The following is a 24,936-nucleotide window of genomic DNA, read 5'->3' as shown; positions in this document are numbered from 1 at the left end:
CCGAAGCGACGATGTGGGGAATCCGGAGAGGAACGGGGGGCGAGATGGTCGTGGGAGAGGTGGACGCGTCTCCCTCCGCCCTGCCGTCCGCCGCCGGGCCGAGCGCCGAGGACGCGGCGGCGCGGCTGCGCGACCGGCTGCGGGCCGCCGTGTGCTGCCTGGCCCTGACCGCGCTGGCGTTCTCCACCCGTCCCGGGATGATCCTCGCCGACACCAAGATCGACATGCCGGTGCGTCCGCTGGGGTTCCTCGGCCGGTCGCTGCATCTGTGGGATCCCGAGCAGTTCGGCCAGCTGCAGAACCAGGCCGTCGGCTACCTGTTCCCGATGGGCCCGTTCTACGTGCTCGGCGACCTGGCCGGCATGCCCGCCTGGATCACCCAGCGGTGGTGGCTGTCGCTGCTGATGTGCGCGGCGTTCCTCGGCGTCCGGAAGCTGGCCGCGCGGCTCGGCGTCGGCACGCCCGGGGGCCGCCTGCTGGCCGGGATGGCGTACGCGCTGGCGCCCGGCGCGGTGGCGGCGCTGGGGCAGCTGTCGTCGGAGTACATGCCGGTGGCGATGCTGCCGTGGATCGTCCTGCCGCTGGTCGGCGCGGTGCGGGGCGGCGGCCGGATCCGGGCGGCGGCCTGGTCGGGCCTCGCCGTCGCCTGCTGCGGCGGCATCAACGCCACCGCGACGGTCGCCGTGCTGGTCGTCCCCGTCCTTTACCTGCTGACCCGGCCGCGCCGCGCGCCCCGCCTGCGCATCCTGGCGTGGTGGTCGGCGGCGGTGGCGGCGGCGACCGCGTGGTGGCTGGTCCCGCTGCTGCTCACCGGCACGTACGGGTTCTCCTGGCTCACCTACACCGAGAAGGCCGCCACCACCACCGGCCCGACCGGGCTGGTCAACGTGCTGCGCGGCGCCGAACGGTGGATCAACTACCTGATCGTGGACGGCACGGTGTGGTGGCCGCTCGGCAACGGCCTGGCGCTCGACCCGCTGCCGATGGTCTGCACGGGCGTCGTCGCGGCGCTGGGCCTGGCCGGGCTGCTCGGCCGGCTGCTGCCCGAACGCACGTTCCTGCTGGTCACGCTGCTGACCGGGCTGGCGATCCTCACCCTCGGCCACGGCGGCGACCTGCCCGGCCCGTTCGCCGCGCAGTTCCGCGACCTGCTGGACGGGCCGCTGGCGCCGCTGCGCAACCTGCACAAGTTCGACGCGGTGGTGCGGCTGCCGCTGGCGCTCGGCCTGGCGCACCTGCCCGTCATGGCGGCCGCCGTGAGACGCGACCCCGGCGTCCCGTCCGCTCTCCGGACCCGTGCGCGGACGCTGCTCACCGCGCAGACCGCGGCGATCGTGGCCGTCGGCGGCATCGGCGTGACGGCGGTGCGGCACGGGCTTTCGGGGCCGGGCGAGTTCCCGGACGTGCCCAGGTACTGGCGGGACGCGGCGTCCTGGCTCAACGCGCGCGCCGGTCAGCAGGCCGTGCTGGCGCTGCCAGGGTCGTCGTTCGGCGAGTACCTGTGGGGGCGGCCGATGGACGACATCGTCCAGCCGCTGCTGTCGGCGCGCTGGGGCGTGCGCCAGCTCGTGCCCGCCGGTTCCCCCGGCTACACGCGCGCGCTGGACGCCGTCGACCAGCAGGTCAGGTCGGGGCAGGGCTCGCCCGGACTGGGACGGTTCCTGGGACGCATGGGCGTGCGGTACGTCCTGGTCCGCAACGACCTGCGCCGTGAGACATTGCGCGGCGCATGGCCCGCGCGCATACGCCAGACGCTCGACGCCTCACCCGGGCTGCGCAGGGTCGCCGCGTTCGGCCCGCCGGTGGGCGGCGCGGTCGTTGACGACGCGGTCTCGGCCCACGACCAGCGGATCGCGCCGCTGGAGGTGTACGAGGTGTCCGGCGCCGACGCCGTGGCCGCGCTCGCGGACGCGACCGGCCCGCCGCGCGTGTACGGCGGGCCGGAGTCGCTGCTGGCCATGGCCGACGGCGGCGTGCTGCCGCACCGTCCCGTCCTGCTCGATGACGACGCCTCCGACCTGCGCGGGCCCGCGGTTGTGAGCGACTCGCCGCGCCTGCTGCACCGCAACTTCGGCGAGCTGCACCACACCTCGCAGACCCTGACCGCCGCCGAACGCGCCAGGGCGTCCGACGTGCTCGACGACGGCTGGCAGCGTTACGCCACCGTTGCCGAGTACACCGGAATCCGTAACGTCACGGCGTCGTCGTCGGCCGCCGGAGCCGACGGGGTGGCGCAGGCGCACGACCCGTCCGCCGCCCCGTACGCCGCCGTCGACGGCGACCCCGGCACCGCATGGAAGACCGGCGGCTGGAACGGCCCGGTGGGGCAGTGGCTCCAGGTCGACTTCGAACGCCCCCGCGAGATCGGCGTGCTGACCGCCGCGTTCGTCCGCGACGACGCGCTCGGCCCCGCCGTCACGCGCGTCGCCGTGCAGACCGAACGCGGCGTCCTCGACCAGGCCGTCCGCCCCGAGAGCGCCCCGCAGCAGCTGCGCGTCCCGCCGGGCACGACCCGCTGGGTGCGGCTGCGCGTCACCGGCCTGGCCTCGCCGCCCGCGTTCCCGGCGCTGACCCGCGCGGCCCTGGCGGAGCTGTCCATCGACGGGCTGAGCATCGGCCGCACGTACCGCCTCCCGAACGTCCCGGCGTCCACGTACGTGATGAGCCGCATCCCCGGAGGCGCGCCCGGCTGCATGAAGGGCGCCCAGCGCTGGGTGTGCTCGGACGACCTCGGCGTCCGCGACGAGGAGGGCGGCGGCTTCGACCGCACGTTCACGGCCGGGGCGGCGGGCCGCACGCGGCTGTCCGGTACGGCCGTGCTCACCGACCGGCGTCTCATCAGGCAGTACACGACCTCGCGCGGCGGCCCCTGGGTGACCGCGACCTCCGTCATCTCCGGCCACCCCGTGGCCCAGCCGCGTTCGGCGTTCGACGGCGACCCCGCCACCACCTGGATCGCCGACCCCGACGACGCCGCCCCCGCGTACGTGCTGCGATGGCGCAGACCCCTGCGCGTCTCCACGATCACGCTGCGGCGGCCGCCCGGAGCGAACGGCCCGGTGCGCGTACGGGTGGAGGGGCGCGGCGGCCACAGCCGCGAGCTGGTGACCGACGCGCGCGGCAGGCTGACGTTCGCGCCGATGACCACCGACCGGCTGACGCTGACGTTCCCCCGCGACGGCCGCCTGCAGCCCATCCAGATCAGCGAACTGCAGGTTCCGGGTCTGCGCGCGCTGCCCGACATCCGGTCGTCGCCGTTGCGGCTGGACTGCGGCCTCGGCCCCGAGCTGCGGCTCGGCCGCACGACGGTGCGGACGCGGGTCGAAGGAACCCTCGGTGACGTGCTCGAAGGCCGCCCCCTGCGGTTCACCGCCTGCGGGCAGGTCGCTCTCCATCCCGGAGACAACCGCCTGACCTCCGTGCCGCGGGACGCCTACCGCGTCGAAACCGCCGTCGTCGGCGACGGTGCGGTGACGGCGGTCGACGCGGCGAACCGGCCCGTGCGCGTGCTCGAATGGTCGGCCGGGGCGCGCCGCGTCCAGGTCGACGCCGACCGCCGCTCGTTCCTCACCGTGAACGAGAACTTCAACAGCGGCTGGCGGGCCACCGTCGGCGGCACCGAACTGCGGCCCGTCCGGCTGGACGGGTGGAAGCAGGGCTGGGTCGTGCCCGCCGGGACGCACGGCGTCGTCCGGCTCACCTACGAGCCCGACCGCGCCCAGCGGGTCTCGGTGATGGGTGGGCTGGCGCTCCTGCCGGTCCTCCTGCTGCTCGCGCTGTGGCCGTCCCGGCGCCGCAGGCCGGCCTCCGGCCCGCTGCCCCCCGGGCTGGGCTGGCCCGCCTGGGCGGCGCTGGCATCGGCGGCCGGGCTGGGCGGCCTGATCTCAGGGCTGCCCGGGGTGGCGGGCGCGCTGCCCGTCGCGCTGGTGTGCGGCTGGGCGCGCACACGGGACGCCGCGTACGTCCGGATTCTGGCGTCGCCCTGGGTGGCCGCCGTGCTGATGCTGGCCGGCACGGGTTCTCTGGTCGCCTCGGTGTGGCCGAACGTCCTCGGCAACCCGGCGTCGCCGTCCGGCGCCCTGGGCAGCCTCGTCCCTCAGCTGCTCGGCCTGGCCATCGTCGGACGTCTGGCCGTCGAGCTGTGGCGGCCCGGAGCCCGCCGCCGGACCGACGACGCCATCCGGCTCAACTGGGCGGCACCGGACCAGCGGCCGCCTCGGTCCGGGCGTCCGCCGCGGGATCCGGAGCCTTCCGGGTCTTCCGAGCCTTCCGCCGAGCGTCCGCCCGCCGATCCCACGCCCGCGCCGCCAGCAGAACCGGACGCTCCACCAGGTAGTAGCTCGCCGTCGCCGCTGCGATGGACGCCGCCAGCAGAAGCGGAAGATCAGGCAGAAGATCGCCCCGGAACACCCGGTCGCGCCACTCGTACCAACCGACGATGATCAGCATCTGCCACAGGAACAGGCCGTAGGAGACGCGGCCGAGGAAGCGCATCACCGGGTTGCCGAGCGCCGCGCCGATCGCGCCGTGCCCGGGCGGCGCCAGCGCCACCGGCGCCACGAACGCCAGCGCGCACAGGCCGTTCAGCACCAGGTCGAACAGCGAGGTCCACAGCGCGTCGGGCGTCACCAGGTCCAGCGGACCCGTCACCGGAGTCGCGGCGATCACGTACAGCAGGGCCGCGCCGAGCCAGCACACGCCCCACGCGTCGGCCACCGCGCGGCACACGCCCGCCACCGGATGACGGGTGTCCGTCCGCGCCCACACCGTCACCACGGCCAGGGCCATGCCGATCGCGAACCAGACGAAGAACCGCGGCACCCACAGGCCCAGCAGCAGACGCGGCTCCGGCACGAACATCGCCACCGTGTAGGCCAGAGAAACGAACGCGTAGGCGGCAAGGCCGAACAGCAACCTGCGGGCACGCGCGTCGACGTCCCCGGACGGGGCGCGCCGCGCGTACCACCCCAGCACGGCCGCCGTCACCGGCAGCAGCGCGTACCAGGCGACCTCCACCGACAGGCTCCACATCTGCCCCAGGTGCGGCGGCCCCAGGCTCGCGCCCCACCACGGGTCCGGAAGGTACGTGTGCGTGAGCGTGAGCAGGAACCCCCACGTACCCGTGTCGCCGATGTGGTCCTTCGCCACCAGCAGCATGAAGCAGACGACCACCACCCAGTAGGCGGGCAGGATGCGCAGCGCGCGCTTGCGCAGATAGCCGCGCAGACTCGGGGAGGGCCGTCCGAGCAGCACCGCCGCCGCCCAGGGACGGTAGAGCAGCAGCCCCGAAAGCGTGAAGAACAACGGCACGCCCACCTGGCCGCCGTTGAACAACCAGTTGCCGCCAATGGCGCCGGCCGTACTGGCCACGTGGTAGACGACCACGGCCAACGCGGCGACCGCGCGCACCCCGTCGAGCGTGCTCTGATGCCCCGAGATCTGGGGCAGGCCATCGTCGTCGCTCGGCTCGCGGGCCATCAGCCCGCCCTGAGACGCCGGCGCAGCACCAGCACCAGATTCCACGACGCCACCTCACGCAGACCCGGAACACGCACGACTCCCTTGGCCCAGCGCGGGTGGTAGCGCGGGAACGCGTCCAGCACCTCCACGTCTCGTCGTGCACGCGCCCAGGCGAGAGCCTTGCCCGCCGTCACGGGATACAGGCTTTCGCCGTAACGGTTCTTGGGGGGACGGCCGTGCCTGCGTTCGTATCGCCGCGCCGCCCGCTCGCCCCCCAGGTAGTGCCAGGGGGAGGTCTCGTGCCCGCCCCAGGGCGACAGCCAGGGAGTGAACGCCAGGTACACGACTCCTCCGGGGCGGGTCACCCGAATCATCTCCGCGCCCATCCGCCAGGGATCCGGCACGTGTTCCAGCACGTTGGACGACACGCACACGTCAACGGCACCGTCCCGGAACGGCAGCGCGAGGGCGTCCGCCGCCAGCACGTTGCCCGCCGTGGGCACGGTGAGTTCCGCGACGTCGACGTCCATTCCGGCGCATCGGGCCCCGGCCGCGTTCAGCTCCCGCGCGAGCGATCCCGAACCCGTGCCCACGTCCAGTGCCACCGCCCCGTCGAGCCGGGCGTAGGCGGAGAGCTGCGCAACCGTGTCGCGTGCCAGGAGCCGATAGAAGCCGTCGGGGTCGTGCTGCTCACGGAGGAACGCGCGCAGCAGCCGCACCGAACGGGCCAGCGTCGCACGACGCGGGCGGGGCTGCTCCAGCGCGGCCGGGCGCGTCGGCGAGGCCGCGGACGGGGGGCGCTGCGCGGCGACCATGGCCCCGGAGCTTACCTGTCGGTAGCCTACCGGCGGGATGTCTCCTCAGTTCAGCGACCGAAGCTCGCTATTCAGGGCGTCCGAATATCGGTTCGCGGCATTGGTCTATTAGACGGACGGTTCGACAGGTCCGGTAGGGTGACGCGCACCACGCCGGACCCGGCGGTCCTCCCGGAGGTGTACGTGCGACGACCGGTCGGAATGGCCCTCATCGGCCTGGGCGCGTTCTTCCTGACGCTGGGCCCGCTGGTCCGGTTCTACGTGGCCGACAAGGTCGTCGTCGCGCCGCTCAACCGTTACGCGGTGACGCGGCTGGAGGCGCGCAACGCCACGTACTTCGACACCTCCACCCTCAAGACCCGCTCGGGCGCCACCCTGCTGGCCACCAACACCCTGCGCGGGGACGTGCGCGCCAACAACGGCAACGAGAACGTCGCGGTCTGGGACTCCACGACCAACGTCGTCGACACCGCGAACCCCGACAAGCCCATCCAGATCCAGGGCTACCGCATGGCCTTCGACCGCCGCACCTCCGAGCTGGTCAACTGCTGCGGCGTCAACGTCGACGGCGACAACAACGTCCGGATGTCGGGGTACGGGCTGCTGTTCCCGCTCGGCCACGTCGACAAGGTCGACTACCCGTTCTTCGACATGACGACCCGGCAGCTCGCGCCGATGCGCTACGACGGCGAGGACACCGTGCAGGGCATGACCGCCTACCGGTTCGTCCAGCAGATCCCCAACACCAGGACCTCGTCCCTGGACGTCAAGATCCCCGGCCGCATGCTCGGCCTCGGCAAGGACAGCCCGCCGCAGAAGGTCGACCGCTACACCCAGGCCACCAACACCGTCTGGGTGGACCCGCGCACCGGCATCCCGGTCCGGCACCGGCAGAACATCTACAGCACCGTCCAGACCCCCGACGGCCGCGGCCGCATGGTCGTCGCGCAGGCCGACCTGACGACGATCGAGCGCGACCAGCAGTCCCTGGTCGACCTGGCCGACGCCAACGCCCTCAAGATCACCGCCGTCCGCGGCTACCTGCCGTTCGGCGCCCTGGCCGCGGGCCTGATCCTGCTGGCCGTCGGCGGCCGGCTCGCCCTCACCGCCGCCCCGGGCCGCCCGGCCGCGCCCCTGCCGCCCCGCCGCGCCGACGGCCGCTTCAAGACGGTGCCCGCCGCCCCCAAACCCACCGCGGGAGCCACGGCCGCGACGACCGTGACGGCCGCGACGGTCGCCAAGCCTTCCGCGGGCGACGCCGCGTCCGGTGCCGCCCCGCCCCGCGGCCCCGGCGAGCAGGACCCGCCCCGCCGCCCACCGGCCCCGCCCGGCTCCTATGCCGCCCGCCACCGCTGATACCCGTTCTAAGAAAGGCTTCCAACGCCGACCGGTGACCACAGCCCACAACTAGAACCTGTTGCAGTTTCGGTGTCCGGCGCCTAAGGTCGAGGCTGTGCGGACCCGAGTCACCGAACTGTTCGGCATCGAGTACCCGATCTTCGCGTTCAGTCACTGCCGCGACGTGGTCGCGGCGGTGAGCCGCGCCGGCGGCATGGGCGTCCTCGGCGCCCTGTACTTCACCCCCGAGGAGCTCGAACTCGAGCTGAAGTGGATCGACGAGCACGTCGGCGGCAAGCCCTACGGCGTCGACGTGGTGATGCCCGCCAAGTACGAGGGCGCCGACGTGGGCGACGCGGCCGAACTGCTCGGCAGGCTGCAGGGCATGATCCCCGACCGGCACCGGCAGTTCGTCGAGGACCTGCTGGCCGAGCACGGCGTCGAACCGCTCGGCGAGGAGGGCGCGGGCAAGGTGCTGCTCGGCTGGACCGACGCCACCGGCCGTCCGCAGGTCGAGGTCGCCCTCAGGCACCCGATCGCGCTGCTGGCCAACGCCCTCGGCCCGCCGCCCGCCGACGTCGTCGAGCAGGCCCACCGGCACGGCGTGAAGGTCGCGGGCCTGGCCTCCAACGCCCGGCACGCCCGCAAGCAGGTCGAGGTCGGCGTCGACATCATCGTCGCCCAGGGCACCGAGGCGGGCGGCCACACCGGCGACGTGTCCACCATGGTGCTGATCCCCGAGGTGGTCGACGCGGTCGGCGCGGACACCATCGTCCTGGCCGCCGGCGGCATCGGCCGCGGCCGTCAGATCGCCGCGGGCATGGCCCTGGGCGCCGACGGCGCGTGGACCGGCTCCATCTGGCTGACCGTCGACGAGGCCGACACCCCCGAGCGGCAGCGCGCCAAGCTCCTGGAGGCCACCTCCCGCGACACCGTCCGCTCCCGCTCCTGGACGGGCAAGCCCGCCCGCATGCTCAAGACCGCCTGGACCGAGGCGTGGGAGAGCGACAAGTCCCCCGGCCCCCTGCCGATGCCCATGCAGTTCATGCTGATCTCCGACGCCCTGCGCCGCATCAACCGCTCCGGCGACGGCGAACTGGCCACCTTCCCCGTCGGCCAGATCGTCGGCTCCATGAACCAGGTCAAACCCGCCGCCCAGGTCGTCTACGACCTCATGGAGGAATACGTCGAGGCCATCGAACGCCTCAACACCCTCACCACCACCGACTGACAACCGGCGGGGCGGCCCACACCGCCCCGCCCCTCGGTCAGCCTGCCCAGAGAAGGTCGATGATCCTTAGGCGTTCGGTCTCCTCAATGAGGAGAAAAGTGAGGATTCCTTCGTGGTTCTCGCCGAAAAACGCGTGCCGCACGAGGGACTGACCTGGCGATGCGGGCACCGCGTCCCAAGGGGACTCCAGGAGGTCCAGGATTCTCTCGAGCAGCGGGCCGTCTCGCACCTCCGTGGGCAGGCCATGCAGCTCGTGCAGCGCACGACCGTGGAACCCGTCGAACTTGTAGGTCACAGCTTTCCGGCCCAGCCGGGAACCTGGTCGGCGCCGAAGAATTTGTCGTCCCGGCCTTCCAGGGCGTCCCGGACCGCCTCGTCGTAACCGGGACGCGCGTAAGCCATCGCCCTCAGCCGCCACTGCTGCAGTACCTCGCGAATTCGCGCGAACTCGGCGAAGTCATGCGCGGCCTCCAGCGCGGCGTCGTAGTCCGCCCGGAACTCGCCGCGATACCGGTCAGGCAACAACCGGAAGATCGCGGCTGGGTCGTAGCCGGGGTCGTGCGGCTGCTCGGGCGCGGGGTCCACGGGCTGAGCGGTCATGGCTGCCAGCGTACTCATCGGGGTGCTCTCGTCCTGGGCCGTCGCCGGCCTCGTCATCACACTCTGGCGCCGAAGATACCAGCGCAGATAGCGCTCTGAAGTCATATCGCTACATCTGGTGGCGGTCCCCCTCTCGGCTCCTGTCCCTCGCTGGCGCTTTTCCTGGCGTCCGGCCTCGCGGCCAACATCACCGGATCGGACTACGTAGTCGACGGCGGCACGATCAAAACCGTCTGACGCGCGCATCGAGAGCCGAACCTGTACGCCGGAGGCGGGGTCCGCCGCAGGGATGTCCGGCTCCTCCACCACGGCCTGCCGGCCGCCATGAGCCTGGGCCGGACCATCGGCGAGCATCTCTCCTCGACCCTGCCGTACGGTGACGTGGTGAGCCATGACGCGAGGGTTCTCCTGCGGGGGTTCCGTGGGCTTCCCCTCCTGTCGGCCGCCCTCGCCTGCTACCTGCTCGACCGCGGCCTCCGCTTCCGCCGATGACCGTCTGCCGGCGGTGCGGCTGCGGCGCGCCGCCGGCCGGTTGGCGTGGGTCTTCTGGGAGGCGCTTGCACCCGGGTGCTGGACCGGCCGGCCGGCAACAGGTCCCTCCTGAGGCGGCGGCTCTCAGGCGTCTGCGGGTGGGGGGAGCAGTGCGGTCAGGACGGTGGCGAACGCCCGCTCGATGACGTCGGCCGTGACGGCTTCCGGGTCGGCGAGGTGCTCGTTGACCAGGCCGTTGGTGAGGCAGTGCAGGATCAGCCCGGCCAGCTCCGCGGGCACGGCCGGTGCGGTTCCGGTGCGTTCGGTCGCCTCGGCGATCGCACGGGCGGCCGCGTCCCGCTGCGCGCGGCGCATCGGGGTCAGCACGGCCCGTGTCTTCTCGTCGCGGGCTGCTCGGGCGGCGAATTCCAGGCCCAGCTGGCCGCGCCCCGTGTCCCCGACGATCCGCGCGGTGATCGTGCGGGCGACCCGGTCGATCACCGTGGCGGGGTCGCCGTCGAGCTCGGCGGTCACGGTGGCCAGCTCGTCCTCGGCGCCCTTGCCGAGGATCGCTCCGAACAGCTCCCGCTTGCCGCCGAAGTTGGAGTAGACGGCACCCTTGGTGAAGCCGGCGGCGTGGGCGATGTCCTCGATCCGCGCGTCGGCGTAGCCGCGTTCGGTGAACACCCGCACCGCCTCGGCCAGCAGCCGCCGCCGCACCTCCTCACGTGGCACCCGCCGGGCGGGCCCTGGGCTGTCGGTCACGGCCGGAGTATAGCATACTAAAAGTATCGAATACTTTCGGTATCGAATCCTGTTCATCACTTCTCATTGCCGGCCCCTGGCGGCAAGGACCGGGGCGACCTGGACCTGCGGCCTGCCGACGTGGACGAGGTCCAGGTGGCCCGCCGGTTCGACCGGTGGGCGCTGATCGGCGGCGAGCTGGCCGCGACGTGGGAACTCGGGGGCGAGCGCCTCGCCCTCGCCACCGACCGCGGCGCGCTGGTCGGCGGCTGCGGGGTGCGCTACCGGATCTTCGTCCCCAAGGACCTCGCGCTGCTCGCTCGCGGTCCGCACCGGCAGCGGCGCCATCACCCTTGACGCCGCGACGGGCGGCTGACCCCTGGCGCTCGATACCCAAAGTATTGAATACTTTGAGTATCGAGTTCGAGTGGAGGCGTCTCAAGTGCGCAAGAACCACATCGACTGGTTGAGGAACCTCGGAATCCTCTTCCTGTTCCCGTACCACGCGGCCCGGGTCTTCAACGAGGACGCCTCGTTCTACGTCAAGGGGGAGGTGAACGCGGCGGCGTCCGTCCTGGTCCAGCTCTCGTACTGGTTCATGCCGCTGCTGTTCCTGCTCGCGGGAACGTCCAGCCACTACGCGCTCCAGCGCAGGACGGCGCGCACGTACGTCGGCGAACGGGTCTCCCGCCTGGTGGTGCCGTTCGTCTTCGGGGTGCTGGTGGTCGTACCGCCGCAGGCGTACTACGCGAAGCGGTTCCACCGCGGCTACGAGGGAAGCTACTCGGAGTTCCTCTGGAGCTACTTCACCGACTTCTCGGACTGGTCGGAGTACGAGGGCGGCATTTCGCCGGCGCACCTGTGGTTCATCCTGTTCCTGTTCCTCATCTCGGTCGCGCTCGTGCGGCCGATGGCCAGGATGGTCGCCTCCGGTCACTCGGCCGGCTGGATGCGGCACCCGCTGCTCATCGTGCTGCCCGCCGCCGGCGTCGTCGCGCTGTCCCTGCTTCCGGACGTCGCCGGAAAGAACATCTTCGTGTACGCCGCGTACTTCCTGCTGGGCTTCCTCATCGCGACCGACGACGCGATCATGGCCACGATCCAGCGGTGCCGGCGGCTCTACCTGCTGGCGGCGGGCGTCGGCGCGGTGGGCGTCCTCGCCGACCCGCACGCGCCCGCCCTCCTGGGGGAAGCGTGGAAGCAACTGGCGTGCTGGGTGACGCTGCTGGCGATGCTCGGCTACAGCCACCGGTACTTGAACGGGACGTCCAGGTTCATGACGTACTTCAATCCGGCGGCCTTCCCCGTCTACGTCCTCCACCAGACCTATCTGGTGATCGTCGCGTACTACGTGCTGGGGCTCGCGGACGGCGGTGTCGTCCCGTACGTCCTGATAATGACCCTGTCGTTCGCCCTGAGCATCGCGACATACGACCTCGTCCGCAGGGTCAACCCGGCCCGCGCCGTCTTCGGCATGCCGCGCCTACCGCGCCGGGAGGTCAGAACCGCAGGCCGCTGATTCGTCCGTCGTACTCCAGGCCGGAAGCGAGGACGGCGACGCGGCACACGCCGCCGTGTGCCGTGACCAGGCTCATCGCTCCTCCCCCCGGGCGAGCGAGGAACGCCTCGCAGCCGACCGCCGGCCGGGACCACCTAGGTGACCGGCTCCGCGCACCGTCGGCGCCACCACGGGCGGGACACCAGCGCGGCCAGCACGGCACCGAGCGTGTTGATCAGGACGTCGTCGGCCGACGAGACCCGGCCGAGGTCCAACGTCCACTGGGCCGTCTCGATCGCGACCGAGCCGGCGCACGCGATCACGCCGACCGCCGTCGCACCGAGCCGCCACCGGAGCGGAAGGAAGAACCCGAGCGCCGCGAACACCAGCAGATTCCCGACCACCTGCACCACGGCCGTGTCGGCGGACCCCCGGAGCACGTCGTACAGATCGACCAGCGGCACCAGGCGCACGCTTCTCGGCTCCGAACCCGGGGTCATGACCATCCACAGCCACGGCAGGGTCCCGGCGACGAGACCGACCTCGGCGATCGCGCCCAGCCACCGGCCGCCTCGTCCGCGGTGCCCCGCCGTCGCACGCCACCACACCACGGCGGCGCACAGCGGCAGCCCCAGGACGGAGACGAGGATGACCTGCCCCCAGCTCTGCCACACCTGTGCCACAGGCCGATGATCGCGCATCGCACGCCGCCGACGGCATGCCGTCAGCGAGCGGTAAGGCGCCTGACACCGCCGCTCAACCCGGCCGCCAGCCGCGCGAAGGCCACCACTTCGCCTCGTGCACCTGCCCGTCCCGCACGGTGAGAGCCGCCGCCAGGGTGAGCGCGGCGTCCCTGGCGTCGTCGGGGTCCATGACGTCCTCGGCGTCGCCGAGCAGTTCCCCGGACGGGTGAAAGCGGAACTGCCACCGGCGGCCGGTCTCGGCCGTCCGCACGCACACCACCAGCAGGGTCGGCCCCATCTGTGCGGGGTCCCAGCAGCGCAGCAGCGCCGGACGCAGGGTGTAGTCGATGATCCGCGCCCGCATGCCCACGTCGTCCAGCGCCCCCGCCAGCGCCAGCAGCTTGACCCTCCGCAGCCGGCGCGCCTCCTCGGAGATCACTTGTAGCCTCCAGGTGATCGTGTCGTCACTTTCCGTGAACCGCCCTCAAGGCTGCTGGCGCGGACCTAAGGTCCGGAAGTACGTGAGCAGATACACGCCCGCGGTAGATACGAGGAGCCCCCCATGGAGCCCGAACAGCGCGATTTCGACCCCAAGGGAAGCTGCGCCGCCGCGTTCGTCCAGCGCATGCGCCGCTACCGCGAACGCGACGGCCTCAGCCAGGCCGAGGTCGGCGCGGCCTGCAACGTCTCCCCCAAGACCATCTCCGCCGTCGAGAACCTCCGCCGCCTCCCCACCCTCGACGTCAGCGTCAAACTCGACCACCTCCACGAGACCGACTACTTCGAAGAGCAGTACTGGCACGTCATCCGCGAAGCGGGCCTGTCACTCACGTATCGCAACTACTCCGAACAGGAGGCCCAAGCCGACTCCATCCGCGTCTACGAGCCGCTGAACGTGCCAGGCCTGTTTCAGAACGAGCAGTACGCCAGACGGGTGCTCAGCGCGGGGCAGCACCCGGACAACTTGGAACAGGCCGTCGCTGTTCGGATGGGCCGCCAAGACATCCTGCGCCGAGAAGAGCCACCGTTCATCACGGCACTCATCAGGGAAGCTGCGCTGAGAGAAACTGTCGGCAGCCCGGAGGAGATGCAGGAGCAACTTGCCTACCTGCTCAAAGTGGCCCACGACCCCCGCAACACCGTGCAGATCATCCCCAGCGGCGCGCCTGTCTACGTCCCTAGCGGCTTCACCATCCTCGGTTTCGCGGAGGGTGACGACGTCGCCTTTGTGGAGGGCGCTGTAGGACTGGGGCGTGTGATTGCAAGGCCTGTCGATGTGCACCGTCTGGCGGTACGCTTCGACATGATCGGGGGTGAGGCGCTCCCCGTTGGAGAGTCCGAAATGCTGATCAAGTCCATCATGGAGGCGCTATGAATCGCTCCGCTCCCCTCTGGCGTAAGTCCAGCTATTCGGGCGAAGACACTAGTAGCAACTGCGTCGAAGTCGCCGTCCTGTCCCCGCTGGTCGGCGTCCGGGATTCCAAGGACCCTGACGGCCCTCACCTGCACCTCACTCGTTCCGCGTTCGCTGCTCTCCTCTCGCAGATCAAGTCCGGCGTTCGCTGAGGTTGCGGTGGTCGCTCGCCATGGGAAGAGATGTGGGCCGCGACCGCTGACGGCGGCTGGAGCTGATCGAGGAGTGGTGCTCCAGGTGGCGAGTCTGGACTCGATCACGGAGACGCTATGAAGCACACCGTCCCCCACTGGCGCAAGTCCAGCTATTCGGGCGATAACGTCAACAGCACCTGCGTTGAGGTCGCCGCCCTCGATCCGGTGATCGGTGTCCGGGATTCCAAGGACCCCGACGGCTCTCACCTGCACCTCACCCGCTCCGCGTTCGCTGCTCTCCTTTCGCAGATCAAGTCCGGCGTCCGCTGATTCGGCGATTCCTCTCTCACTCCGCGTAGCCGGACGCTAGGGTGACTACCCGGCGTGTCGAGACAACTACCGAGAGGTGCCCTCTATGTCGGGTGGCGCTGGAGGCGCGGCTCACCGCATGTCCTCGGTCTCGCTCTCTATGCTGGGGAGACAGCGAGAGGGGGGGTGTGGCATGGCCGAGCATGCCCCAGAGTGTGCGGACGAGCTGGCTCGTCTCGATGCCTTCCACAACCTGGACACGCCGGAGGGGTACCGTGCGGAGTTCATTGAAGGGGAGATCATCGTGTCGCCGGCCCCGTTGGGAGATCATGAACGGATCTTCTCGCGCATTACCCGACAGGTGATTCACAAGGCCGTTACCCCGATGGATGTATCCGGTCACAAGGGGCTGCTGCTGAAGCGGGGAAATCGGTGTGCAAGGAATTATCTTATCCCGGACGGCGTCTTCGCCCCGCTCGAACTCGACTTGTTCAGAGACGCAGAGTCGTGGATGCCGCCGCTCGGGGTTGCGATGGTGTTCGAGGTGACCTCAGGTAACCCGGACAGAGATCGTGGCGTCAAGCGGCATTGCTACGCCAAGGGCGGAATCCCGCTCTACCTGCTGGTCGACCGTAGTGACGAGGAGGCTTCGCTGTTCAGCGAGCCGGACGTCGACAAGGAGGATTACCGCGAGGTCGTGCGCGTGACCTTCGGTAAGCCGCTCTCTCTTCCAGAGCCCTTTGATTTCGCGCTCGAGACTTCAGACTTCGCGTGACCGGCGACCCGCGTCGCTGACGCGTTCGACCGGTCGCCGGCCAGGGCCCGTCCAGGCAATCGGCCGCTGCCCCCCACGTGCCATCCCGCTGATCAGATAGCGACACAGTCGGCGGTGACCGCCTACTTTGACATCGCCCTGCTCGGCGGCCACCACGGGCAAGATGGTGAGGTCCGTCCGGCCGTCCTGTGCCATTCGCTGAGCAGCCGTTAGGCGGGAGCGAAGCGTGTTCGGAGGAGTACGGTCATTGTCATGAGGGCGGCTGTGGCGCCGCCGAGCAGCATGACCGTCGACAGGGACGTGCGGTCCACGACGATGCCTCCGACCAGGGCGCCGGTGGAGAGCGTCGCCTGAAACGACGCCGTGAACAGCACGGACGCGGCCTCCGGCGCGTGGGGGGCCGACTTGGCGAACCACGTCTGCGAACAGACCGGAACGGCGCCGTAGCCGACGCCCCACACGATCAGCAGCGCGATGGCGCCCGCGTCCCATTGCCCGAGAAGAGGAAACGTCAGCGTGGCGAAGGCGATGAGACCCCCGGCGACACCGAAGGCCGCGTGCGGGTGACGGGCGACGGCCGCACCCGACAGGAAATTGCCGAGGATTCCGGCGACGCCGTAGGTCAGCAGGAACACCGTGATCAGCCCCGATGACACATGCGTGACCCGCTCAAGGAAGGGCGTCACATACGTGTAGGTGCCGAAATGCGCCATGACGACCAGAAAGGTCACCAGCAGCGCGAACCGGGTGCCGACGTTCCGGATCATGCCGCGCAGCACGTCGAGCCGGGTGGCCTGTTCGGCGGGCAGCGGCGGCACCAGCACGGCGAGCGCGACGAGCACCGCCGTGGACAACACGCCCATCACCACGAAGCTGACCCGCCACCCTGCCAGGTCCCCGATCAGCGTCCCGAGTGGCACACCGAGGACCGACCCCAGCGGGACGGCAGAGAAGATCACCGCGGTCGCGCGGCGCGTGGAGTCTGCGGGCACCAGCCGGTTCGCCAGCCCGGCGCCGATCGACCAGAAGCCGCCGATGACGATCCCGACCAGAACACGCGAGACGAGCATCGCCCAGTAGTTCGGGGCGGCGGCCGCGATGAAGTTCGCCGACGCCAGCAGGAACATGCAGGCGCACAGCATCAGCCGGCGGTCGACCCGCGCCGTGGCGACGGTGACCGTGGGGGCCGCGACCGCCGCCAGGTATCCGGGCATGGTCATCATCAGTCCGGCCGTCCCGTCGGAGACGGTGAAGCCGGAACCGATGGACGTCAGCAGCCCGATCGGCAGGATTTCGGTGGTGACGATCGAGAAGATTCCCATCATCACCGAGAGCACCGCCGCCCAGCCTGTCGTTGACGAGCGGGACGACGTGGCGGTGCCGACTGTGGACATCGATTCCGTCCTGTGAGTGAGGAAGCGCCAGTGGAAGCGCATCCCACCCAACAGTCGTCACCGGCGAAGATCTGGCGGGTTTGCGCCGTCATCCTGCCCGCCGAAGGATGATGTCGCGTTCCCGCGAGCCGGACGTCCAGTCACTGCCCCGCGACGATCAGGGCGCGTCCCGCGGGTCCGGTCGCCGTCCAGCGAGACCCGGAGAGGGGACACCGCCGGCGCAGCGGAATGCGGTCCGCCTCCGGGACGTGGAGCGGTTCTCCCGGACCTGATGGCCGAGGCCGCCGGCCTGCGCGACCCGGCCGACCTGCTCGGGCTGCTGGCCAAGGCGAGCCCCAAGGTCAGAGGGCGCTGCGGCGACAGTGGTCGAGTGCTGCGTCATCCAACCGTTCTGCAAGCGGGCTTCGCCGGGATACTTTTCGGCGAGCGCTCGCAGCAGGTCGGCCGCCGCCGCGTCTCTTGTACGGCCTGGGCTCCACGTGAGGCGTTTCAAGGTCGGCACATCCTGGGCAAGGCTCGCTGATTCGCTCACCTTGCCCACCGCGGGGAGAACTCCACATGGAACTGGTCCCAGCCGTGCTCCACCAGATCCGGCCAGTCGTAGAAACTGCGGCAGACGTGGTAATTGCAGCCGCCGGGCAGGTAAAGCTCCGTCGCGGCGCGGGGCGGCCCGTCGGTGGTGACGGCGAAGATGTGCCGTGCCGCCTCCCGGAACGCCGTCGTGCCGCCCGTCAGGAAAAGGGTCTCCGCGTAGACGGCCTGGTGAAGCAGGTTGCCGTGCCTGGGATGGCTTCGTTCTGACGGGTCGAACTCGTGGTCGGCCGGCAGGTCTCTTACCGGGATGCTCGCGGTGCGCAGCTCTCGGGGAGCGTTTCCCGCGTTGATGCGCTCGCGCAGTTGCTTCCACCGCGAGGGCCGGAACTGCACCGCGCGATGCGCCAGTACGAGGTCGAATGGCTTCTCGTTGTACCAGCCGATCCCGGGAGCAGTCGGGGTGGTGCGCATCGGCAGGTAGATCAGGGATCGCGGGGATCGGGCCGCGAGCAGCATCAGGGTGCCAACGCGTCGGCCGTCCGGCCGGTCCACGTACATCTCGTACCAATGCGGAGCCTTGTAGAGCGCCCCGTTCTTCAACGGTCTGGCCGGTCGGATCACCCGGAAAGCCGTGCCGTCGAGCCGCCCGCGCTGGACAGTGACCTTGAGCTTCAGGTCGTCGCGCGTGAGGGCGGCTCGCGAAGCAGCCATCCAGTTGCCTCCTCTTATATTTCGGGCTCCCATCGGCATTGTCTCGATCACGGGCGAGGAGGACCACTCGATTAACAGGGGGCGGCCCCAGGTCGAATCGAACATGCGGGGAGTCGCCGCGTTGGACGGGAGCCGTGTCGTCGCGTCATCGTACGATCAGGCGGTCAGGTGAGGAACGGAGCGGGGATGAGAGGCAGAGGGCTGTTGCCTGGGCGGTGTGATGTCTGCCGTGGTTGGACCCGTGGCGCCCACGAGTTTCCCGGCTCCTTTCTGATGGTCAATACGTCGGCCGGTGAGCGGGTCGCGGTGTCGCGGCGGATATGCGGCGGCTGCTGGCAGCGGCACCTGGATCTGGAACCGGCCAGAGAAGAGGAAGAGCGGCGGCGGCACGGCAAGCGGGTCGACGGTTACCGGCGGTGGCTGGAGAAGGCTCCGAATCGAGTTCCCGCAGCCCCCGACATGACGCCTGACCTGGTTGAACGGCATTGGACGCCGCTGGCGACACACCGCCGCGGCCGGGGCAGGAACCGGCGGGGCGCCCCTTCGAGGATCTCGTCCTGGAGCGAACCGTGTGGTCCGGAGCCGGCACCGAACACTGGGGCATGGAGATCGATGTCGCCGCTGCCGACTTGGCGCTGCACGAGTCGCGCGGTGCCGGCCAGTTCCTCCAGGGGCCGCGCCTCGACGACGAACTGGAGGTCGGTCCGCGGCGCGGCCACAGGGACGCGCTCAGGATGCTGTACGGGTTCGACGGCGGGACCCGCCTTGAGTATCGAGGCAGCGTCTTCCGCATCGACTCGGATCGGATCCTTGTCGATTGGAAACTGCATGAGACGTATGACTTGTCTCGCTGACCCGTGGCCGTCACCCGGTCGCGCTGGCCGCAAGGCGGCGGCCGCCTCACCGAGGTGAGCGCGGGCCATCTGCTCGTGCCGTCCACGGCCGGGCACGATGGACGGGATCATCACGGGGCCGGGTGGTGGGGCAGGCGGGCTCACACCTTCAAAAGCTTCAGGGCCGTCAGACCGGGTGGTCTGACGGCCCTGTTCGGCCGGGTCATGGTCAGGCCTTGTTGAAGGTGTTCTTGGCCCAGAGGTAGGAGAGGGCGGCGATGCCGGCGCACCAGGCGGTGGCGATGGCGGCGCTGTTGCCGATCGGGGTGCCGAGGAGGAGGCCGCGGACGGTCTCCATGATCGGGGTGAAGGGCTGGTACTCGGCGAACCAGCGCAGGACGGTGGGCATGGAGTCGGTGGGGACGAAGCCGCTGCCGAGGAAGGGCAGGAAGACCAGGGGCATCGGGGCGTTGCTGGCGGCCTCGGGGGTCGGGGACTTCAGGCCGAGGGCGACCGCGAGCCAGGTGATGGCCAGGACGAAGAAGGTGAACAGGCCGGCGGCGGCGAGCCATTCGACGGGGGTGGCGTTGGGACGGAAGCCGATGGCCAGGGCGATGCCGATGACGACGGCCGTGCCGAGGAGCTGCTGGATGACGCTGGCGACGACATGGCCGGTGAGGACCGACGCCCGGGAGATCCGCATGGTGCGGAAGCGGGCGATGATGCCCTCGGTCATATCGGTGGCGACCATGACGGCGGTTCCGGTCGCGGCCGTGGCGGCCGCCATGAGCAGGATGCCGGGGACGACGTAGTTGACGTAGGCGTCGCGGCCGCCGGGGCCGCCGCCTAGGCCGTTGCCGAGGGTGCCGCCGAAGACGTAGACGAACAGCAGCAGGAGGATGACGGGCGTGATGACCAGCTGCACGGTCATCGACGGGTAGCGGATCAGGCGCTTGAGCTGGCGCCGGACCATGGTGGAGGAGTCGCGTGCGGCGAGGGTGAGGGTGCTCATCGGAGGGCCTCCTTCTGCTGCTGGCCGGTGAGGGTGAGGAAGACGTCGTCGAGGTCGGGGGTGTGGACGCTCATCTCGGCGACGTCGATCGAGCGTTCGTCCAGCAGGGCGAGCAGTTCGCGGACCGCGCGGACGCTGCCGTCGCTGGGCACCTGCAGGGTGAGCGCCTCGGGGCCGGTGGCTTCGGCGCCGGCCCCCGCGCCGACCAGGTGGCGGGCCGCCTCCAGCTGGTGCGGGTCGGCGAAGGTGAGCTGGATGTGGCCGCCGGGGATGAGCCGCTTGAGCTCTTCGGCGGTGCCCTCGGCGATCAGCCGCCCGTGGTCGAGCAGGGCGATCCGGTCGGCGAGCTCGTCGGCCTCCTCCAGGTACTGGGTGGTCAGGAAGATCGTGACGCCGCCGGCGACGAGGTCGCGGACGATGTTCCACATGGAGCGGCGGCTGCGCGGGTCGAGGCCGGTGGTGGGCTCGTCCAGGAAGATCAGCCGCGGGTCGCCGACCAGGGTCATCGCCAGGTCCAGCCGGCGTTGCATTCCGCCCGAGTAGGTGGCGGCGGGCTTGCCGGCCGCGTCGACCAGGTCGAACCTCTCGAGCAGCTCCCTGGCCTTCTTCCTGCCCTCGTGCTTCGGCAGGTGCTTGAGGTCGGCCATGAGGAGCAGGTTCTCCTCGCCGGTGAGCAGCTTGTCGACGGCCGAGTACTGCCCGGTCACCCCGATCGCGCCGCGCACGTCGTCGGCCTGACGGTTCAGGTCGTATCCCGCGACCCGGACCTCGCCGCCGTCCGCCCGGATCAGCGTGGACAGGATCTGCACGGTGGTGGTCTTGCCGGCGCCGTTGGGGCCGAGCAGGGAGAAGATCGTTCCTTCGGGGACGGCCAGGTCGACGCCGTCCAGCACGACCTTGTCGCCGTCCTTGCCGCGGTAGGACTTGCGCAGCCCGTTCGCCGCGATGGCCAGGTTCGTCATGTGCTGCTCCTTCAGAGGCTGCGGGCGGCGATGTCGCCGTAGGAGGTGGTGGCGTGGATGTCGAGCTCGGCGGTGCCGTCGTTCTTGAGGGCGTTGGTGACGCGGCCGTGGCCGGTGCCGGCGTCCAGGGAGGCCGAGACGCCGGGGGCGGCGCCGACCGAGATGTCGCCGGACTGGGTGCGGAGCACGACCTTGCCGCGCACGGCCTCGGCGATCCGGATGTCGCCCCTCTGGGTGCTGATCTCCGCGGGGCCGCCCAGCCGGCCGACCTCGACGTCGCCGTCGGTCGCGGTGAGGCGGACGCTCGCGGCCTCGTCCAGCTTGATCTGGTGGTACGCGCCGTCGAAGGCGACGTCGCCGAGGCGGCCGACGGTCCGGAACTCGGCGCTGCCCGCCTTGCCCTCGACCCGCGAACCGGCGGGCAGCTGGATCGTCACCTCGATGGCTCCGGAGGGGCCGAGGTACTGGTTCTTCGCCGAGCTCTCGATCCGCAGGACCCCGTCGGCGTATTCGACCCTGGTCTGCTCCGCGGCCTTCACGTCGCGGCCCTTGGAGGCGTTCGCGGGCAGGACCTCCACCGCGGTGTCGTCCCGGTCCGCGGCGATGACCTGGATGCGCCCCGCGGGGACGTCCAGGACGGCGGTGATGGGGGCGGGGGTGTCGAAGCGGTGCATCGTGCTCTCCCTTGCGCTTGCGGCTCGTTGTTTCGAACGATGGAAACGCTACGTTGCTTTCCAAATCTCTACAACAACGACTTTGCATTGGAGTGACGTTTATGCAGGTCAGAGCGTTGAAATCATTGCAACAGTCTATCGCTTAACGCAATGACAGTCCTGTCGATCGTTGCAATGCAGTGAAGGTGAACGCTATGGTGCAGGCGTCAGGGAACAGCGAGCGGCGCCATGGAGCACCCGTGGGGCATGAAGGGGGTCGTGATGCCGGGAGGCAGGCTCACCCAGCAGGAGCGGCAGCAGATCGCGGCGGGGCTGGCCGACGGCCTGGCCTACGCCGAGATCGCCCGCCGTCTCGACCGGCCGACCTCCACGGTCACGCGTGAGGTGATGCGCAACGGCGGCCCCACCGCCTACCGCGCCGACCTGGCCCACCACGCCACCCAGCGCCGCACCCGCCGGCGCGGGCCCGCCTCCACCCGAGGGGCGCAGTCGGCCCCCCTGCCGCACGGACGCGACGCCGAGGCCGTGCGCGAGTTCGAGGAGGTTCTCACCACCGTCTTCATAGCCTCGGGCATGCCGAGGATGACGGCCCGGGTGCTGGCCTGCCTCTACACCACCGACTCCGGCAGCCTCACCGCCGCCGAACTCGTCCGGCACCTCCAGGTCAGCCCGGCGTCCGTCTCCAAGGCGATCACCTTCCTGGAGGAACAGGACCTCGTCCGCCGGGAACGCGACGAACGCCGCCGCGAGCGCTATGTCGTCGACGACGACGTCTGGTACCAGTCGATGATCGCCAGCGCCCGGTCCCTCGCCCAGGTCGCCGAGACCGCACGGCAGGGCGTCGGCATCCTCGGCCCCGGCACCCCGGCCGCCGCCCGCCTGGAGGGCGCCGCCCGTTTTCTCGACTTCGTCGGCGAGAGCACCGTCCGCGCCGCGGAGCAGGCCCGCGAGGTCCTCCACACCAGAGCCGCCACGAGCTCGGGCGGCACCGCCGAGCCGAGTTCGGATCACGGACGGAATGCCGTCCCGACGGCAACAGAATGAGACGAAGCCGGCCGCGCCGTCTTTCACCCTTGTGGATCGCCCGCACCCCGGTCGCGGTCATCCAACCGTCGCCCGAAAACATTTGCTCTTCTGGACGGCGCAGCGACCTGGACGGTCACCGTTCAGAGGTCTCGTGCATTAAGTGGCCCCTATTTTGGGGTCGGGGTCACGTGCGAGAGAACGCCACCTATCCGACGGACTGTGAGCCTCCCGGGCCCAATGCGATCGGACGATGGCTCAGTGCCGCGTCGACGATCTGCTCGGCGGAGGCGTCGCCCAGTTCGGCCGGCGGCCAGTAGATCAGGTCGCTCGCGGCCGGGTGGGGCACGTTCGCCTCGAAGAGCCGCAGGTAGTAATCGGTCTCCGGGTCGGCGGCCAGGATTCTTCGGACGATCTCGGCGAGCTCGTCACGGCTGATGTCGGGCACGCGCGCAGGCGCCGGCCGGGCGGCTTCCCTGGCGAACTCTTCAAGATTGCGGGACCGCCAGTAGTGGGCGAAATCGTCGGCAGTGTAGTCGTGCCCCGTCATCTCGTTGAACGCGGCGATCGCCGCCTCAGTCGGTTCACGGTCGTCCAGCAGACCCCTGATTCTCCCGATCTCACGACTTATCTCCGCAAGGCGCTGCGGGGCGACAGACGGCGGCAGGAGTTCTGGGCGCAAATCCATTCCCGTATCCTCGCCCGAGACAACCTCCATCACCATAGCGGGTCAGGCGCCGTGGTAGGAGAAGGCCGCCCACAGGTAGGGGTGCCGTGAAGGCCGTCAGCATCACCAGCCGAGCGACGAGCCGGTCGGCCGACAGGTCCCGTGCGGTGAGCATCTCGCCGCCGGTCAGGACCAGGCCGCAACGTGGGCGCCTGCCTGGAGACCGGAACCGGGTTGTTGCCGCCCTTCGCACGCGATTTGATCGGCGTGGTGGCGCGGTGCCGAGGACGTTCGGAAGCGAAGTTGGGGGTGCCATGGGCGGCGGCGACCTGCCCTCGTCGGCGAACACGCGGGAACGCATCGCTGAGCTGGTGACCTGGCCGGAGGTGCGGAGCGAGTCGCCGGAGAGCGTGGCGCGGCGGCTGTCGGATGTCCCCGTGGACGCGCTCGTCGACGTCGTCGTCGATGCCGGCGAACCCGGGTGGCGCAGGCGGGCCTGCGCGCAGGCGTTGCTGGGCCGCGTCACCGTCGATCGCGCGATGGGACTGGTGGATCGTGTCCAGGGCAGCGACCTCGGCGGTGACCTGCGCGCGGCATTGCTCGACATCCTGAGCGTGTCGGGCCGGCCGGGCTCGGACGAGGTGTTCCGGTGGCTGCGGGAGCAGGAGGCGAGCCTGCGTGAACGGTGGCCGTACGGCTTCGCCGACAAGGTGCTCGCTGAGCGCGCGAGGCTGGGCGACATCAGCGCGGCACGCCCGCTCGCGGTACTGGCGGCGGAGCCGTGGCGGCATAGGCGCGTGGCCGGTGAAGAGTCGATCGACGCGCTGGTCGAGGCACATGGCCTTCCCGCCGTCCTCGCCGAGTACGGGGCCGACTCGCCCGAGACGCTCGCGACCCGGGGATCGTCGGTGGCCGAGCGGCTGCTCGGGCTGAGGCTGCTGTGGCGGCGAGGCGGCGACATCACGGCTTCGCTGGCCGACGACTCCGTCCTCGTCGCCAGGGCGGCGTACGAGCTGATGGCCGGGACCTCCGGTGACGACGACGCGCTCCTGGCGATGGTCGAGGAGCGACGGCCGGGACACCTGTGGGCGCTGGCGGTGCTGCATCGGCGCGGCCATGACATCCGGGCCGCCTGGGAGGCGCTCGGCCCGCCCCGCGTCGAGTTGCCGGGCGTGCCGTCCGACGTGCGCGAGGCGATCCTGCGCGAGTACGCACCCGGCCAACGGGGCACGGATCCGCGCTGGCTGCTCGAAGCCGCATGCCTCGAACCGGAGGCCGCCGACGAGGACGTGCTCCGGCGTGCCGTGGACGAACTCGACGCCGCCGGGCTGCGGCCGGAGAAACCGCGCCCCGCGGCCGAACATCAGGGTGTGGGGTCAGGCACCTACCACGTCATCGCCACCACGGCGGGGAAGATCCGGGTGAGCACGCTCGGGCCCTTCTTCTCCCTGATCGGTGAGCACGAGGACGCCAGGGTGATCACGGCCATGCGGGCGGCGGGGCTCCGGCACATCGACGGCGACCTGGCGGCGACGCGTTTCACCGGGCTCCACGTCTACTACTTCGGCGCCCGCGAGCCCCTCGACGTGGGCACCTTGCTGTTCTACTGGCAGGACTAGAGGTCGCCTGCACTCGTAGACGGGCATCCGGCCGA

Annotated in this window: 25 protein-coding genes and 1 pseudogene; 13 read left to right on the top strand and 13 right to left on the bottom strand. The window is 70.6% G+C overall.

Annotated features, from left to right (window positions below):
* Positions 1-11 precede the first annotated feature (11 nt).
* Positions 12-2,528: pseudogene (locus ABZ801_RS29955) on the top strand (alpha-(1->3)-arabinofuranosyltransferase family protein); the annotation flags it as partial.
* 1,657 nt (positions 2,529-4,185) lie between these two features.
* Here the strand turns inward: ABZ801_RS29955 and ABZ801_RS29950 are convergent.
* Together ABZ801_RS29950 and ABZ801_RS29945 are read right to left on the bottom strand one after the other, a co-directional pair.
* On the bottom strand, positions 4,186-5,478 hold the full coding sequence (locus ABZ801_RS29950; protein ID WP_360704070.1) for an acyltransferase: 1,293 nt from the start codon (positions 5,476-5,478) through the stop codon (positions 4,186-4,188).
* Positions 5,478-6,275 carry a class I SAM-dependent methyltransferase gene (locus ABZ801_RS29945; protein ID WP_360704066.1) on the bottom strand — a complete coding sequence of 266 codons (798 nt, stop codon included), beginning with the start codon at positions 6,273-6,275 and terminating at the stop codon, positions 5,478-5,480. Before ABZ801_RS29945 ends, ABZ801_RS29950 begins: the two co-directional genes overlap by 1 nt.
* A gap of 183 nt (positions 6,276-6,458) precedes the next feature.
* Here ABZ801_RS29945 and ABZ801_RS29940 point away from each other — a divergent pair, with 183 nt between their 5' ends.
* Together ABZ801_RS29940 and ABZ801_RS29935 are read left to right on the top strand one after the other, a co-directional pair.
* Complete coding sequence (locus ABZ801_RS29940; protein ID WP_360704063.1) at positions 6,459-7,631, top strand: DUF3068 domain-containing protein; 1,173 nt, start codon at positions 6,459-6,461, stop codon at positions 7,629-7,631.
* Positions 7,632-7,728: 97 nt separating this feature from the next.
* Positions 7,729-8,844 (top strand): nitronate monooxygenase family protein, encoded by a 1,116-nt coding sequence (locus tag ABZ801_RS29935; RefSeq protein WP_360704060.1) that lies wholly within the window; start codon positions 7,729-7,731, stop codon positions 8,842-8,844.
* Positions 8,845-8,881: 37 nt separating this feature from the next.
* Here ABZ801_RS29935 and ABZ801_RS29930 read toward each other — a convergent pair whose 3' ends face one another.
* The 3 genes from ABZ801_RS29930 to ABZ801_RS29920 form a co-directional block, all read right to left on the bottom strand.
* Positions 8,882-9,139, bottom strand: coding sequence for a hypothetical protein (locus tag ABZ801_RS29930; RefSeq protein ID WP_360704057.1), 258 nt, complete (start codon positions 9,137-9,139; stop codon positions 8,882-8,884).
* Positions 9,136-9,798: a DUF6247 family protein gene (locus ABZ801_RS29925; protein ID WP_360704054.1), complete on the bottom strand. Its 663-nt coding sequence runs from the start codon at positions 9,796-9,798 to the stop codon at positions 9,136-9,138. The genes ABZ801_RS29930 and ABZ801_RS29925 overlap by 4 nt, the downstream gene beginning before the upstream one ends.
* Before the next feature lie 261 nt (positions 9,799-10,059).
* A complete protein-coding gene (locus tag ABZ801_RS29920; protein WP_360704051.1) occupies positions 10,060-10,680 on the bottom strand; it encodes a helix-turn-helix domain-containing protein in 621 nt (206 codons plus the stop codon).
* Positions 10,681-10,746: 66 nt separating this feature from the next.
* On the opposite strand from ABZ801_RS29920, the gene ABZ801_RS29915 reads away from it, so the two are divergent.
* The gene (locus ABZ801_RS29915) at positions 10,747-11,016 is read left to right on the top strand and encodes a hypothetical protein (protein WP_360704048.1); all 270 of its coding nucleotides are present in this window, start codon (positions 10,747-10,749) and stop codon (positions 11,014-11,016) included.
* A gap of 70 nt (positions 11,017-11,086) precedes the next feature.
* Positions 11,087-12,178 (top strand): acyltransferase, encoded by a 1,092-nt coding sequence (locus ABZ801_RS29910; RefSeq protein WP_360704045.1) that lies wholly within the window; start codon positions 11,087-11,089, stop codon positions 12,176-12,178.
* Between the two features lie 134 nt (positions 12,179-12,312).
* Here ABZ801_RS29910 and ABZ801_RS29905 read toward each other — a convergent pair whose 3' ends face one another.
* Positions 12,313-12,840, bottom strand: a complete 528-nt coding sequence (locus tag ABZ801_RS29905) for a VanZ family protein (protein WP_360704043.1) — start codon at positions 12,838-12,840, stop codon at positions 12,313-12,315.
* Positions 12,841-12,913: 73 nt separating this feature from the next.
* Positions 12,914-13,279, bottom strand: coding sequence for a hypothetical protein (locus tag ABZ801_RS29900; RefSeq protein ID WP_360704040.1), 366 nt, complete (start codon positions 13,277-13,279; stop codon positions 12,914-12,916).
* 123 nt (positions 13,280-13,402) lie between these two features.
* Here ABZ801_RS29900 and ABZ801_RS29895 point away from each other — a divergent pair, with 123 nt between their 5' ends.
* From ABZ801_RS29895 to ABZ801_RS29880, 4 genes are all read left to right on the top strand, one after another.
* Positions 13,403-14,215, top strand: a complete 813-nt coding sequence (locus ABZ801_RS29895) for a helix-turn-helix transcriptional regulator (protein WP_360704037.1) — start codon at positions 13,403-13,405, stop codon at positions 14,213-14,215.
* Positions 14,212-14,406 carry a DUF397 domain-containing protein gene (locus ABZ801_RS29890; RefSeq protein WP_360704034.1) on the top strand — a complete coding sequence of 65 codons (195 nt, stop codon included), beginning with the start codon at positions 14,212-14,214 and terminating at the stop codon, positions 14,404-14,406. Before ABZ801_RS29895 ends, ABZ801_RS29890 begins: the two co-directional genes overlap by 4 nt.
* 117 nt (positions 14,407-14,523) lie before the next feature.
* Positions 14,524-14,718, top strand: a complete 195-nt coding sequence (locus ABZ801_RS29885; protein WP_360704031.1) for a DUF397 domain-containing protein — start codon at positions 14,524-14,526, stop codon at positions 14,716-14,718.
* A gap of 172 nt (positions 14,719-14,890) precedes the next feature.
* A complete protein-coding gene (locus ABZ801_RS29880) occupies positions 14,891-15,472 on the top strand; it encodes a Uma2 family endonuclease (RefSeq protein ID WP_360704028.1) in 582 nt (193 codons plus the stop codon).
* A 209-nt stretch (positions 15,473-15,681) separates the two neighbouring features.
* On the opposite strand, the gene ABZ801_RS29875 is transcribed toward ABZ801_RS29880, so the two are convergent.
* Complete coding sequence (locus ABZ801_RS29875) at positions 15,682-16,866, bottom strand: MFS transporter (protein WP_360704025.1); 1,185 nt, start codon at positions 16,864-16,866, stop codon at positions 15,682-15,684.
* Positions 16,867-17,137: 271 nt separating this feature from the next.
* Here ABZ801_RS29875 and ABZ801_RS29870 point away from each other — a divergent pair, with 271 nt between their 5' ends.
* Entirely contained in the window at positions 17,138-17,389 is a 252-nt protein-coding gene (locus tag ABZ801_RS29870) for a hypothetical protein (protein ID WP_360704022.1), read from the top strand.
* A 5-nt stretch (positions 17,390-17,394) separates the two neighbouring features.
* Here ABZ801_RS29870 and ABZ801_RS29865 read toward each other — a convergent pair whose 3' ends face one another.
* Positions 17,395-18,111: a hypothetical protein gene (locus ABZ801_RS29865; protein ID WP_360704019.1), complete on the bottom strand. Its 717-nt coding sequence runs from the start codon at positions 18,109-18,111 to the stop codon at positions 17,395-17,397.
* Between the two features lie 602 nt (positions 18,112-18,713).
* Between ABZ801_RS29865 and ABZ801_RS29860 the strand changes: the two genes are divergently transcribed.
* Positions 18,714-18,965 carry a hypothetical protein gene (locus ABZ801_RS29860; RefSeq protein ID WP_360704016.1) on the top strand — a complete coding sequence of 84 codons (252 nt, stop codon included), beginning with the start codon at positions 18,714-18,716 and terminating at the stop codon, positions 18,963-18,965.
* 208 nt (positions 18,966-19,173) lie between these two features.
* On the opposite strand, the gene ABZ801_RS29855 is transcribed toward ABZ801_RS29860, so the two are convergent.
* From ABZ801_RS29855 to ABZ801_RS29845, 3 genes are read right to left on the bottom strand one after another with little or no spacing between them, the layout of a single operon-like run.
* Positions 19,174-19,956, bottom strand: coding sequence for an ABC transporter permease (locus tag ABZ801_RS29855; RefSeq protein WP_360704013.1), 783 nt, complete (start codon positions 19,954-19,956; stop codon positions 19,174-19,176).
* Positions 19,953-20,918: an ATP-binding cassette domain-containing protein gene (locus ABZ801_RS29850; RefSeq protein ID WP_360704010.1), complete on the bottom strand. Its 966-nt coding sequence runs from the start codon at positions 20,916-20,918 to the stop codon at positions 19,953-19,955. Before ABZ801_RS29850 ends, ABZ801_RS29855 begins: the two co-directional genes overlap by 4 nt.
* Before the next feature lie 11 nt (positions 20,919-20,929).
* Positions 20,930-21,592 (bottom strand): DUF4097 family beta strand repeat-containing protein, encoded by a 663-nt coding sequence (locus tag ABZ801_RS29845; RefSeq protein WP_360704008.1) that lies wholly within the window; start codon positions 21,590-21,592, stop codon positions 20,930-20,932.
* 261 nt (positions 21,593-21,853) lie between these two features.
* Here ABZ801_RS29845 and ABZ801_RS29840 point away from each other — a divergent pair, with 261 nt between their 5' ends.
* A complete protein-coding gene (locus tag ABZ801_RS29840) occupies positions 21,854-22,636 on the top strand; it encodes a helix-turn-helix domain-containing protein (protein ID WP_360704214.1) in 783 nt (260 codons plus the stop codon).
* 187 nt (positions 22,637-22,823) lie between these two features.
* On the opposite strand, the gene ABZ801_RS29835 is transcribed toward ABZ801_RS29840, so the two are convergent.
* Positions 22,824-23,333, bottom strand: a complete 510-nt coding sequence (locus ABZ801_RS29835) for a hypothetical protein (protein ID WP_360704005.1) — start codon at positions 23,331-23,333, stop codon at positions 22,824-22,826.
* Positions 23,334-23,596: 263 nt separating this feature from the next.
* Here ABZ801_RS29835 and ABZ801_RS29830 point away from each other — a divergent pair, with 263 nt between their 5' ends.
* Positions 23,597-24,901 carry a hypothetical protein gene (locus tag ABZ801_RS29830; RefSeq protein WP_360704002.1) on the top strand — a complete coding sequence of 435 codons (1,305 nt, stop codon included), beginning with the start codon at positions 23,597-23,599 and terminating at the stop codon, positions 24,899-24,901.
* The last annotated feature ends 35 nt before the right edge of the window (positions 24,902-24,936 follow it).

The sequence above is a fragment of the Actinomadura sp. NPDC047616 genome (genome assembly GCF_040642915.1).
GTDB lineage: Bacteria > Actinomycetota > Actinomycetes > Streptosporangiales > Streptosporangiaceae > Spirillospora > Spirillospora miaoliensis.
Note: the sequence above shows the minus strand (reverse complement) of the source record. Positions and strands in the feature narration are given on the sequence as shown.